Annotated in this window: 14 protein-coding genes and 1 other RNA gene; 10 read left to right on the top strand and 5 right to left on the bottom strand. The window is 66.9% G+C overall.

The features are described from left to right. Nucleotides 1-54 precede the first annotated feature (54 nt). The 5 genes from ACOJTB_RS07170 to ffs form a co-directional block, all read right to left on the bottom strand. The gene (locus tag ACOJTB_RS07170) at nt 55-375 is read right to left on the bottom strand and encodes a YbaB/EbfC family nucleoid-associated protein (RefSeq protein ID WP_420101837.1); all 321 of its coding nucleotides are present in this window, start codon (nt 373-375) and stop codon (nt 55-57) included. An 18-nt stretch (nt 376-393) separates the two neighbouring features. Beyond that, nucleotides 394-2,265 carry a DNA polymerase III subunit gamma/tau gene (locus tag ACOJTB_RS07165; RefSeq protein ID WP_420101836.1) on the bottom strand — a complete coding sequence of 624 codons (1,872 nt, stop codon included), beginning with the start codon at nt 2,263-2,265 and terminating at the stop codon, nt 394-396. A 100-nt stretch (nt 2,266-2,365) separates the two neighbouring features. Next, on the bottom strand, nt 2,366-2,836 hold the full coding sequence (locus ACOJTB_RS07160) for a hypothetical protein (RefSeq protein WP_420101835.1): 471 nt from the start codon (nt 2,834-2,836) through the stop codon (nt 2,366-2,368). A gap of 46 nt (nt 2,837-2,882) precedes the next feature. Beyond that, nucleotides 2,883-3,344, bottom strand: a complete 462-nt coding sequence (locus ACOJTB_RS07155; RefSeq protein WP_420101834.1) for a hypothetical protein — start codon at nt 3,342-3,344, stop codon at nt 2,883-2,885. A gap of 58 nt (nt 3,345-3,402) precedes the next feature. Beyond that, an RNA gene (gene ffs / locus ACOJTB_RS07150) (signal recognition particle sRNA small type) lies at nt 3,403-3,499 on the bottom strand. A gap of 244 nt (nt 3,500-3,743) precedes the next feature. Between ffs and rpmH the strand changes: the two genes are divergently transcribed. The 10 genes from rpmH to ACOJTB_RS07100 all read left to right on the top strand — a co-directional run. Next, entirely contained in the window at nt 3,744-3,878 is a 135-nt protein-coding gene (gene rpmH, locus ACOJTB_RS07145; RefSeq protein WP_038364779.1) for a 50S ribosomal protein L34, read from the top strand. Nucleotides 3,879-3,932: 54 nt separating this feature from the next. Continuing rightward, complete coding sequence (rnpA, locus tag ACOJTB_RS07140; RefSeq protein WP_420101833.1) at nt 3,933-4,364, top strand: ribonuclease P protein component; 432 nt, start codon at nt 3,933-3,935, stop codon at nt 4,362-4,364. Between the two features lie 37 nt (nt 4,365-4,401). Next, nucleotides 4,402-6,312 (top strand): membrane protein insertase YidC, encoded by a 1,911-nt coding sequence (gene yidC / locus ACOJTB_RS07135; RefSeq protein ID WP_420101885.1) that lies wholly within the window; start codon nt 4,402-4,404, stop codon nt 6,310-6,312. 47 nt (nt 6,313-6,359) lie between these two features. Then, a complete protein-coding gene (locus ACOJTB_RS07130) occupies nt 6,360-6,992 on the top strand; it encodes a CatB-related O-acetyltransferase (protein ID WP_420101832.1) in 633 nt (210 codons plus the stop codon). Nucleotides 6,993-7,085: 93 nt separating this feature from the next. Continuing rightward, the gene (gene yihA, locus ACOJTB_RS07125) at nt 7,086-7,751 is read left to right on the top strand and encodes a ribosome biogenesis GTP-binding protein YihA/YsxC (RefSeq protein WP_420101831.1); all 666 of its coding nucleotides are present in this window, start codon (nt 7,086-7,088) and stop codon (nt 7,749-7,751) included. 59 nt (nt 7,752-7,810) lie between these two features. Further along, nucleotides 7,811-9,007, top strand: a complete 1,197-nt coding sequence (locus tag ACOJTB_RS07120) for an alpha/beta hydrolase family protein (RefSeq protein ID WP_420101830.1) — start codon at nt 7,811-7,813, stop codon at nt 9,005-9,007. A gap of 71 nt (nt 9,008-9,078) precedes the next feature. Next, entirely contained in the window at nt 9,079-9,447 is a 369-nt protein-coding gene (locus ACOJTB_RS07115) for a DUF423 domain-containing protein (RefSeq protein ID WP_420101829.1), read from the top strand. Nucleotides 9,448-9,553: 106 nt separating this feature from the next. After that, nucleotides 9,554-10,450 carry an acetylglutamate kinase gene (gene argB, locus ACOJTB_RS07110; protein ID WP_420101828.1) on the top strand — a complete coding sequence of 299 codons (897 nt, stop codon included), beginning with the start codon at nt 9,554-9,556 and terminating at the stop codon, nt 10,448-10,450. Between the two features lie 173 nt (nt 10,451-10,623). Beyond that, nucleotides 10,624-11,379 (top strand): pyrimidine 5'-nucleotidase, encoded by a 756-nt coding sequence (locus tag ACOJTB_RS07105; RefSeq protein WP_420101827.1) that lies wholly within the window; start codon nt 10,624-10,626, stop codon nt 11,377-11,379. A gap of 119 nt (nt 11,380-11,498) precedes the next feature. Then, nucleotides 11,499-12,386: aminotransferase class I/II-fold pyridoxal phosphate-dependent enzyme (locus ACOJTB_RS07100; protein ID WP_420101826.1), on the top strand; the 888-nt coding region annotated here is incomplete at its 3' end.

The raw sequence follows: 12,386 nt of genomic DNA, 5'->3' as shown, positions 1-12,386 counted from the left end.
CCGGTCGTGGGGTCCGGGTTCGGCCTGCGGCCACCCCGGAATGACACTGGTTCGTCAAAACAGCTTCATGCCCGGCGGGATCGGCAGGCCCTTGGTGATCTCGCCCATGCGCTCCTGCATCACGCGCTCCGAGCGGGTGCGGGCGTCGGCGCAGGCGGCGACAATCAGATCTTCGAGGATCTCGCGCTCGTCCGGCACCATCAGGCCGGGGTCGATCCTGATGCCCTTCAGCGCGCCCTTGGCCGTCATCGTGACCGCCACCATGCCGCCGCCGGCCGTTCCCTCGACCTCGACCGTGTCGAGCTCGGCCTGGAGATCGGCCATCTTCTGCTGCATCTGCTGCGCCTGCTTCATCAGGCCCATCATGTCGCGCATCGTCTCACCTTCCTCGCATCAGAAATCGACGCCGTCGAAATCGGGCTCGGCATCGTCGAACAGGGGCTCGTCGCCATCCGGCAGATAGTCATCGCCGGTCGATGCCGCCATCCCGGCCTGCGCCGCCTCCGCGGCACGAGGGTCGCGGACATCGACGATGCGGGCGCCGGGAAAGCGCTCGAGAACGGCCTTGACCGAGGGGTGAGCGGCCGCATCGCTTTCGCGGCGGTCCTTGGCCTGGGAGACCTGCTCACGCAGGGTCGCCCCGCCCTCCGCATTGACGACGGCGACCATCCAGGTCTGCCCGGTCCAGTCCTTGAGCTTGCGCGAGAGATCCTGTGCCAGCGTTCGCGACGCGCCTTCCGCCAGCGAGAACTCGATGCGGCCCGGCTCGAAGCGCACGGGCCGCACATCGCGCTCCAGCGCGACCTTGAGGCCGATCTCGCGATGCTGGGAGGCCAGCGCCACCACATCCTCCAGCGAGGCGACGATCGCCTGCGGCGCGGCGAGCGCGCGAGGAGACGCAATCGGCGCGGGATTGGCGCTGGCCAGGACGGGGCGCGCGGCGAGCGCGGTGTTGCCGCCGCCGGAAGGCGGGCGCGGAGCGCCGCCGCCATTGCCGCTGCCGGACGGCACGGCGCCCATGCCGTCGCGCAGCATCTTGAGCGCTTCGTCCGGCGTCGGCAGGTCGGCGGCATGAGCGAGGCGCACCAGCACCATCTCGGCCGCCATCACCGGCCGGTCGGCCTGCTTCACCTCTCCGATGCCCTTGAGCAGCATCTGCCAGGTGCGGGCGAGCACGCGAACCGAGAGACGCTGGGCGAAATCGCCGCCGCGCACCCGCTCGGCCTGAGCGAGGGTGGCGTCCTTCACCGCATCGGGAACGAGCTTCAGGCGCGTGACCAGATGGGTGAATTCGGCAAGGTCCGTCAGCACCACCACGGGATCGGCGCCGGCATCGTATTGCGCGCGCAGCTCGCCGAGGGCGGAGGCGATGTCGCCCTTCATCACGGACTCGAACAGGTCGATGACGCGGGCCCGGTCGGCGAGGCCGAGCATGGAGCGGATATCGTCGAGCGTGATGCGGCCGGCCGCATGCGCGATGGCCTGGTCGAGGATCGACAGGGAATCGCGCACCGAGCCCTCGGCCGCGCGCGCGACGGCTGCGAGCGCCTCCGGCTCGGCATCGACCCCTTCGCGCGCGCAGATGCCGGCGAGATGGCCGACCAGCACATCCGCCTCGACGCGGCGCAGATCGAAGCGCTGGCAGCGCGAGAGCACCGTGATCGGCACCTTGCGGATCTCGGTCGTCGCGAAGATGAACTTGGCGTGGGCCGGCGGCTCCTCCAGCGTCTTGAGCAGCGCGTTGAACGCGGCCGTCGACATCATATGCACTTCGTCGACGATGTAGACCTTGTAGCGGCCGGAGACCGGGGCGTACTGGATGCCCTCGATCAGCTGGCGGACATTCTCGACGCCGTTGTTGGAGGCGGCGTCCAGCTCCATCACGTCGATATGCCGGCCCTCGATGATGTCGCGGCAATGGATGCCGAACTCCCGAAGGTCGGTGGTCGGTGCGCCGCCGCCATCGGCCGTCTGGTAGTTGAGCCCGCGGGCGAGGATGCGGGCTGTCGTGGTCTTGCCGACGCCGCGCACGCCGGTCAGCATCCAGGCTTGGGGGATGCGCCCGGCGGTGAAGGCGTTGGTGAGCGTGCGCACCATCGCATCCTGGCCGATCAGGTCTCCGAAATGGGCGGGGCGGTATTTGCGGGCCAGGACGCGATAGGGCGCAGGCGCCGCGCCCGCGGCCGGCACCGGCACGGGCGGCGGATCGAAGCCGGCGAAGCCGGGCTCGTCAGCAGAAGCAGCCGCCTTGATCTCGTCGTTCATCGCGTTGCTTTCGCGGATCGCCAGGCGGGCGTCAATGCTGCGATGGGTGCGGCACGGCCGCCGATCGGCGCTGCCGGGCCGCAAACACGGCCATGACCCCTCACCTCACCGCGAGCCGATACTCATAACGGTATTCGGCCCGGCCGTCCGACGATGTGTTGATGATCATCAGGTCGTCGAACCCGCGATAGTCCGGATTCGATTGGTAATGGACCGATATGACGAGCGTATCCTTCCCTTGGCATTTTTCCACGAAGGAGGCCGTCTTTCGCGACTTCGCTCCGGAGATCCAGCCCGGCCCTATCGTGGCGTGATTTTTCTCCAGCCGGACTTCGCCGTGTTTCGGCATTCGCTCGACCCTGACATTGAACCCGGTCTTGATCGAGCAATCCTCGTTCAGGCCCCAGAAGAAGAAGATCCGGGCGCTTTTCCCGCTGTCGACGAAGACCGAACGCGCAGGCTCGTCGATGCGCCGGACCTGGGCGGAGGCCGACGTATGAACCACGGTGAAAAGACCGATGGCGGCGCCAAAGGCCGCTGCGTGGTTCGAGAGATGGCCATAGGCCCGCATGGTCGCATTCCCCCTCCGCACAGGGTGTCACCCGCCGCCGCCGACGTTACTCGACCGATAGCTGGAATTCACGGCGGATCTCGGCCAGCCCGGATGGCGTCGTCTTGATGACCAGCAGGTCGTCGGGGCCGGCATAGCCGGCTTTCGCGCGGTAGAAGACGGCGATGACCGGCACTTCCACGCCAAGGCACTGGCTCGCGTTCCGGCTCGCCCGGCGGGTTCCCGCCCGCTCCGCCCAACGCGGATCGACCTGCTCGGTCGTTTTCTCCAGCCAGACCTCGCCATGCCGCGGCTTGCGTTCGACGCGCACGTTGAAGCCCCGCTGGACCGAGCAATCCGGATTGAGGCCCCAGAAATAGGCGATGCGCCTGGTTTCGCCGGCATGAACGCGGCGGGATCGCTGCCCCTCGTCGATCCGCAGGGGCTGCGCCGTGGCATGCCCGCCGGCGAGAACGGCCGCAGCGATGCCGATGATCGCGATCCGCAGGACAGGAGGGGCGATCGGCACTTCGGCGCAACCCCGCATTCCGCCAAGGCCCGCGAGGCGGGCCTCGACCCCGAGAGACGGTGGGAGGCTGGACGAAGACCCGTTCGGTCTCGTTAGGGCTGCTTCCTTCCGGACCTGACCCGGTTGGCGAGTGAGACGTCCCTCGCCAACCTCCCGAGCGCTATATCGGGGATGTCGGGCCGAAGCGCAAGCCGGCTCGGCACCGCGCGCACAGCCTGCCGCCACGCTTCGCCGCGGCTGCGGTTTCCGCATTGACTTGCCATCATCGATCCGTCATAAGCCCGCCACCTGCGCAGCCGAGAGGCGGCGCCGAACCCTATCGCATGACAGGCTCGGTTGGTCCTGCTTCCCTCGGGAGGCGGCGGCCGGCGCGCTTCAAGAAGGCCCCGGAGACGGACCGTGAAAAGAACCTATCAACCCAGCAAGCTGGTTCGCAAGCGCCGCCACGGCTACCGCGCCCGCATGGCGACCAAGGGTGGCCGCAAGGTCATCGCCGCCCGCCGCGCGCACGGCCGCAAGCGCCTGTCGGCCTGACGCCGACCGGCGCGTGACCACGACGCGCCCGTTCCGGAAGACAGGCCAATCGCCATGCGCCTCGCCCGTCTGACGCAACGCAAGGAATTTCTGGCGGCGGCCGATCACGGCCGCCGCTTTCGTTCGTCCGCCTTCCTCGTACAGGTGCGCGACGCCGCGCCCGAGGAAGAGCGCGACGGGCTGAAGGTCGGGCTGACCGCCTCACGCAAGACCGGGAACGCCGTGAAGCGCAACCGGATTCGCCGCCGGCTGCGGGCCGCCGCGGCCCTCGCCCTGCGCGACCAGGCCGACCGCCGCTGCGACGTCGTGATCGTCGCCCGCGCCGAGACCATCGGCGCCGACTTCCAAACGCTCGTCGCCGATCTTTCGGTTGCCATCGACCGGGCGAGGCCGCAAAAGCCTCAGGCGCATCGACGCGGCTCCGGGAGCGCTGCCAAGCCTTCTTCGAAGATTTCTCCGAAGCCATCCTCCGTCTCACCCGCCTGACCCGGCCGGACGCAAGCGAGATCCGTTTCCCGTCATGATGAAAGAAGACAACCGCAATCTGCTGCTGGCGATCACGCTGTCCGTCGTCATCCTGCTCGGCTGGCAGTATTTCTACGCGCAGCCGCAGCTGGAGAAGCAGCAGGAGATCGCGCGGCAGAACCAGCAGACCAAGACGCAGGCGGCGCCTGCCGGCACGAGCAACCCGGCCGCGACGGCCGCGCCGCCCGGCCAGCTGCCCGGCTCGGCCGCGCCCGGCGCCTCGACGCCCGGCGCCACTCCCGGCGCCGCTGCCGCCCTGGTCTCCGGCACGCGCGAGCAGGCGCTGGCGGCCAGCCCGCGCATCAAGATTGACACCCCCAAGATCGCCGGCTCGATCGCGCTGGCGGGCGGGCGCGTCGACGACGTCTCGCTCAAGGCCTATCGCGAGACCGTCGACCCCAAGAGCCCGATCATCGTCCTGCTCTCGCCGGCCGGCGGCCCCAACGCCTATTATTCCGATTTCGGCTGGGTCGCGGCGCCGGGCAGCAACACGCCCGTGCCGAACGCGACCACGCTGTGGACAGCCGACAAGCCCGTGCTGACTCCCGGCCAGCCGGTGACGCTGAGCTGGGACAACGGCCAGGGCCTGACCTTCAAGCGCATCGTCTCGGTCGACGACAATGCGATGTTCCAGATCCGCGACGAGGTCGAGAACAAGGGCGGCAGCGCCGTGACCCTGTTCCCCTATGGCCAGGTCGTGCGCCAGGGCAAGCCGCATACGCTGGGCTATTATGTGCTGCACGAAGGCCTCGTCGGCTATCTCGGCGAGCAGAACGGCCTGCAGGAATGGACCTACGACAAGCTCGACAAGGAAGGCGCTCTCGCGCCCGGAACGGTCGGCAAGATCTGGAAGGATTCGGTCGGCGGCTGGGTCGGCATCACCGACAAATACTGGGCCGCAGCCGTCATTCCCGACCAGCAGCGCAAGTTCGAAGGCCGCTTCTCCTCGGTGCAGACCGGCTCGGAGCGGACCTACCAGGCCGACTTCCTCGGCGAAGCCGTCTCGGTCGCGCCCGGCGCCTCGACCGCGACGCAGTCCCGCCTCTTCGCCGGCGCCAAGGAAGTGGCGACGATCAACGGCTATGAGGACAGTCAGCATATCAAGCGCTTCGATCTGCTGATCGACTGGGGCTGGTTCTATTTCTTCACCAAGCCGCTCTTCGTGGTGCTCGACTGGATCTACAAGCATGTCGGCAATTTCGGCGTGGCGATCCTGCTCGTCACGGTGCTGCTGAAGGGCCTGTTCTTCCCGCTCGCCAACAAATCCTACGCCTCGATGGCGAAGATGAAGGCGCTGCAGCCGGAGATGACGGCCATCCGCGAACGCTACGCGGACGACAAGATGAAGCAGCAGCAGGCTCTGATGGAGCTCTACAAGACGCAGAAGATCAATCCGGTCGCCGGCTGCTGGCCGGTGCTGCTGCAGATCCCAGTGTTCTTCGCGCTCTACAAGATCCTGTTCATCACCATCGAGATGCGGCATGCGCCGTTCTTCGGCTGGATCCACGATCTGGCGGCGCCGGACCCGACCAACCTGTTCAACCTGTTCGGGCTGATCCCCTATACGCCGCCGAGCTTCCTGCATCTGGGCCTGTGGCCGATCATCATGGGCGTAACGATGTTCATCCAGATGAAGATGAACCCGGAGCCGCCGGACACGGTGCAGAAGATGATGTTCACCTGGATGCCGGTGTTCTTCACCTTCCTGCTCGGCTCGTTCCCGGCCGGCCTGGTGATCTACTGGAGCTGGAACAACCTGCTCTCGGTGCTCCAGCAGGGCTATATCATGCGCAAGAACGGGGTGAAGATCGAACTCTTCGACAACCTCAAGGGCATGTTCGGCAAGAAGCCACCTCCGGCCACAGCGGTCGCAGCGCCGGGCAAGCCCGCCAATACGAACAAGAAGTGACGGCGAGGGGCGGGGCAACCCGCCCCTTCCACATTCGGAAGACTGCCATGCCGCTGCCCGACCCGCAGACGCGCCACCCCATCGCAGGCTGGAAGGGCACGGCCTTCCTCAAAGCCGTGGTCGACCACCCCCTGATCGAGGTGGGCGATTACAGCTATTATGACGACTCGCGCGGGCCAGAGCATTTCGTCGCCCGCTGCGTGCGCTATCATTTCGATTTCATCGGCGACCGGCTGATCATCGGCAAGTTCGTCGCGATCGCGCAGGCGGCGCAGTTCGTGATGAACGGCGCCAACCACCCGCTCGGCGGTTTTTCGACCTTCCCTTTTCAGATGTTCGGCCTCGGCGATGCCGAGGAGCTGAAGCGCCCCGGCCCGAACAACCGCGGCGACATGGTGATCGGCAACGATGTCTGGATCGGCCGCGAGGCGGTGATCATGCCGGGCATGCGCATCGGCGACGGCGCGATCATCGGCACCCGCGCGCAGGTCACCAAGGACGTGCCGCCCTATGCGGTAATCGCCGGAAATCCGGGGCGGATCGTCAAGATGCGGTTTGCGCCGGAGGTGATCGCGGCGCTGCTGGCGATCCGCTGGTGGGACTGGGACGCGGATAAGATCGCCCGCAACGTCACTGCCATCCAGGGCGCCGACATCGACGCCCTGCGCGCGGCGGTGTAAAAGCCCGCTTCATGCTCAGCCCTCACCTTGAGGAGCAGGCCTGCGGCTCGCTCCTCGGGGTGAGGGCTTCTGATTTTCCGAAGAACGGACGCCATGACGACCGCGACCACCAAACCCTATGACGCCGAGGAGATCGAGGCGGCCCGCAAGCTCTTCGAGGGGCCGTGGGATTTCGTCTGGGCTTCGACGAAGATCGACGACCTGCCGCCCATGGTCGGGCAGGAGATCGCCTTCGCCGGCCGCTCCAATGTGGGCAAGTCGAGCCTCATCAACGCGCTGACGCGGCGCAACGCGCTGGCGCGGACCTCGCACACGCCCGGGCGCACCCAGCAACTCAACTTCTTTCGGCAGGTCGACCATGACGAGCGGCTCACCATCGTTGACATGCCCGGCTACGGCTATGCCGCCGTCGGCAAGGAGAAGGTCGCGGCCTGGACGCGGCTGATCCACGATTATCTGCGCGGCCGCTCCAATCTGATGCGCGTCTATGTGCTGATCGACGCCCGCCACGGCATCAAGGATGTCGACGGGGCGGTGCTGGAGACGCTCGACAAGGCCGCCGTGTCCTATCAGGTGGTCCTCACCAAGGGCGACGCACTGAAAGCCGCCGACCAGACCTTCATGACCGAAGCGACCTATGACGAGATCAAGCGTCGGCCTGCTGCCTTCCCGGAAGTGCTGCTGACCTCGAGCGAGAAGGGCCTCGGCATCCCCGAATTCCGCGCTGCGATCGGCCGTGTGCTCGGCGAGCATGGCTGAGGACAATCGAATCTTTACCTGACGCAGCGATAGTGCGGCGCCTCAACCGAGACCGCGCCATGTTCCTGCTCCGCCTTCTGGCCTTCCTCGCCGCCCTGCTCTGGCAGGGCCTGCCCGCCTCCGCACAGCAGGGCGCCGTGCCGGTTTCCGCCGGCGTCAGCTACGAGCTGATCGGGCGGTGGGATGTCGATAAGCTCAACCGCATCCTGACCACGGACACGCCCGCCTTCTTCGGCGTGCCGGTGACCTACACCCCCGCCCGAAACGCAGTGAAGCTCTATCGCGTGCGCTACACCTCGGTGGTGCCGGAGCGCGGCAACCGGCCGATCCTGACCAGCGGGCTCGTCGCGGTGCCCGATACGGCCGAGACCTCGTTCCCGATGGTCTCCTACCAGCACGGCACGGTCTACGGGAAAGAGCAGGTTCCCTCCTTCCCCGACCAGTCGGCCGAGACCCAGCTGATGATCGCCCAGTTCGCCGGGCAGGGTTATGCCGTGATCGGCGCCGATTATTTCGGCATGGGCGATTCCAAGGAGCCGGAAGGCTATCTGGTCAAGGCCAGCCAGCAGCAGGCGCCGGCCGACATGATCTCCGCCGGCCGCGCGGTTCTGGCCGCCCTCAAGCTCAAGGACACCAAGCTGTTTCTCGCGGGCTGGTCGCAGGGCGGCTATGTCACGATGGCGCTGCTCGAAAAGCTGGAAGCGGACGGCGTGCCGGTGAAGGCGGCCGTAACCGCCAGCGCGCCGACCGATGCTTTCGCGGCCTTCTACGGCTTCCTCGGTTTTCCGCGAAAGATCGACGCAGCATGGATCCCGACGATCTTCATCCTCGCCGCCTTCTCCTATGAGAATTATTACGGCATCCCCGGTCTGGCGAAGGCCCTGCTGACCGAAGAGACCTACGAGAACGCGCGCAAGGCCTATCTGCGCGAACCCTTCGACGTCTCCGCCATCCCGACCGATCTGCACAAGCTGATCAAGCCCGAGTATTTCGATGCGCGAACCTTCACCGAATCCGCCTTCGGCCGCCTCGCCGCGCAGAACCAGGCCTATCGCTGGGTCGTGAAGACCCCGGTGCGCAATTATTACGGCCTCACCGACGAGGCGATCCGCATCGAGATCGGCAAGCTGCCGATGACCTGGCAGCAGGCGCTCGGCAACGACAAGGTCGAGGCGGTCCCGACCGGCGATACCAGCCATCGCGGCACCTTCGCCACCGCCGTGCCGCAGTGGAAGGTCTGGTTCGACGCGCAGTGAGATGCGACAGGGCCGCGTCTTGACCCTTTCGGGCCGCTGAGGCTTGGTCCGGCGATCGCCGGAGAGCCTCGATGACCGCAACCCGAATCCACCTCGCCCTCGCCGGGTTGATGGGCCTCGCCGGAGTCGCCCTGCTCGCCGCGGCGGCCCATGTCACCGGCACGGCCAATGTCCAGACGGCCGGGCAGATGCTGCTGTTCCACGCCTCCGTCGTGTTCGGCGCGACGGTGGCCCGCAAAAGCGGGTTTCTGCATGACGGGCTGGCGCGGATCGCGCTCTCGGCGATCATCTTCGGAGCCGCGCTCTTCGCGGCCGATCTCTCCCGCCGGGGCTTCGCCGGCGAAGCGCTGTTTCCCCGCGCCGCGCCGATCGGCGGCTGGTTCATGCTGGGCGGCTGGCTGGGCCTTGCGGTCGCGGCGGTCGTGACGAAGCGCGGCTGATCGCTCCCGCGCATCGAGCGGCCGCGAAAACCGCATTTCCCTTTTCGGGCCGATGCTCTAGAAGCGCCCCCGCATCCCTGTCGCGGCCGTGCGGAGCTTGAGCCGAATGACCGATCTGCCCCAACTCACGCCGTCGCAGTCGGCCGATCTGCTGGTTCAGGCGCTGCCGCATATGCAGCGCTACGACCAGGAAATCATCGTCATCAAATATGGCGGCAACGCCATGGGCGACGCCGCCACCGCCGAGGATTTCGCCGAGGACATCGTGCTGCTCGAGCAGTCGGGTCTGAAGCCGGTGGTCTGCCATGGCGGCGGCCCGCAGATCGCGGCGATGCTGAAGAAGCTCGGCATCCAGTCCGAATTCAAGCAGGGCCTGCGCGTCACCGACGAGGCCACCGTCGACGTGGTCGAGATGGTTCTGGCCGGCGCGGTCAACAAGGAGATCGTCGGCTACATCTCGCGCGAGGGCGGCCGCGCCATCGGGCTGTGCGGCAAGGACGGCAATATGGTCACGGCGCGCAAGGTGACGCGCACCGTCGTCGATCCGGATTCGAAGATCGAGGAGGTGCTGGATCTCGGCTTCGTCGGCGAGCCGGCGACGGTAAACACCACCGTGCTCGACGCGGTGCTGAAGGCCGAGCTGATCCCGGTTCTGGCACCGGTCTGCGCCGCCGAGGACGGCCAGACCTACAATGTCAACGCCGACACCTTCGCCGGCGCGATCGCGGGCGCGCTCAACGCCAAGCGCCTGCTGCTGCTGACCGACGTGCCCGGCGTGCTGAACAAGGACAAGCAGCTCATCCCGGAGCTGACGGTGGAGCAGTGCCGCCGGCTCATCGCCGATGGAACGATCTCCGGCGGCATGATCCCCAAGATCGAGACCTGCATCTACGCGCTGGAAAAGGGCGTCGAAGCGGTCGTGATCCTCGACGGCAAGGTGCCGCATGCGGTGCTGATCGAGCTGTTCACCGACACCGGCCACGGCACGATCATCCGGCGGTGACGACAGGCGGCATTCTCGGGCGACGCATCGCGTCGACCCGAGAATCGCAGGACCGGAAGGCACTGGTCAAGGAGATGGTCGGGTCAAGCCCGACCATGACGGGCACTCCCGTTCATTAAACCTCCGCGAACGACTTGCGCGGCAGAATCGGGCTCGCCACATCTGCAGGTCCGATGACCCACCCTTCCCAAACCATCCTCGCCGCCGCGCCCGCCGCCACGCCACCCCTCACGGCGGAGGCGTTCGCCCATGTCGACCATTGGGTGTTCGACCTCGACAACACCCTCTATTCGCATGAAAGCCGGGTCTGGCCGCAGGTGAACGAGCGGATCACGCTCTTCCTGCAGGAGCTGTTCGGGCTCGACGGGATGTCGTCCCACGCGCTGCGGCAGTATTACTACCATCGCTACGGCACGACGCTGAACGGGCTGATGGAGGAGCATCAGGTCGATCCCGACCGCTTCCTCGACTTCGCCCATGACATCGACCTGTCCTTGCTGGAGCCCGACCCCGAGCTGGGCGCGGCGATCGGCGCGCTGCCCGGCCGCAAGCTGATCCTCACCAACGGCTCGGTCGGCCATGCGAAGAACGTCGCCGGCAAGCTCGGCATCCTCGACCATTTCGAGGACATCTTCGACATCGTCCATGCCGGCTTCCTGCCGAAGCCCGAGCGGGCGACCTATGAGAATTTCCTCGCCAAGCACAGCGTCGATCCCGGGCGGGCGGCGATGTTCGAGGATATCGAGAAGAACCTCGTCGTGCCTAGCGCGCTGGGGATGAAGACGGTGCTGATCATCCCCAAGACACCGGACCCGTTCCGCGAGGCCTGGGAGCAGGCTGCGATCGAAGCGGGCCACGTCCACCATGTCACGGCGGATCTCGCCGGCTTCCTGAAGCCGCTCGGACGACCGGCCGAACGGCCGGCCTGAGCAAGGCCTGCCATGTCCGCGCAAAAGTCTTTGGAAAAGGAAATTCTGTTCTTCTTTACGAACGCGGGAGGAGATGCTACTGGCGTTGTCCGGTAAAAAGAACGAACCGGACGTCTCCCATGTCGGCACATGATCTCGACGCGGCCAAGCTGCATCCCGAAACCCGCCTCGTCCATGCCGGCACGATGCGCTCGCAATTCGGCGAGACCTCCGAAGCGCTGTTCCTGACGCAGGGCCATGTCTACGACAATGCCGCGCAGGCCGAAGGTCGCTTCCTGAACACCGATCCCGGCTTCCAGTATGGGCGCCTCGGCAATCCGACCACGGCGATGCTGGAAGCGCGCATGGCGGCCTTCGAAGGCGCCGAGACCTGCCGCGCCACGGCGACCGGCATGGCTGCGGTCACCGCCGCGCTGATGGCCCCCGTACGGGCCGGCGACCATGTCGTCGCGGCAAGTGCGCTCTTCGGCTCCTGCCGCTACATCGTCGAGGACCACCTGCCGCGCTACGGCGTCGAGACGACGCTGGTCGAGGGCACCGATCTCGAGGCCTGGCGCAAGGCGGTGCGGCCCAACACCAAGCTGTTCTTCCTGGAATCCCCGTCGAACCCGACGCTGGAGGTGCTCGACATCGCGGCCATCGCGGCCATCGCGAAGGAGGCGGGGGCCAGGCTCGTGGTCGACAACGTCTTCGCGACACCGCTCTTCCAGCGCCCGCTGGCGCTCGGCGCCGACATCGTCGTCTATTCGGCGACCAAGCATATCGACGGGCAGGGCCGCTGCCTCGGCGGCCTCATTCTCGGCGCCAAGGCTTTGCTGGAGGGCGATATCCAGCAATATCTGCGGCAGACCGGCCCGGTTCTCTCCCCCTTCAACGCCTGGGTGATGCTGAAATCGCTGGAGACGCTGCCGCTGCGCGTCGCCAAGCAGGCCGAGAACGCCGGCAAGGTCGCCGACTGGCTGGCGGCGCAGTCCCGGCTGCCGAAGGTGATCTTCCCGGGGCATGCC

The sequence above is a fragment of the Allobosea sp. genome, assembly GCF_048595345.1.
Taxonomy (GTDB): domain Bacteria; phylum Pseudomonadota; class Alphaproteobacteria; order Rhizobiales; family Beijerinckiaceae; genus Allobosea.
Note: the sequence above shows the minus strand (reverse complement) of the source record. Positions and strands in the feature narration are given on the sequence as shown.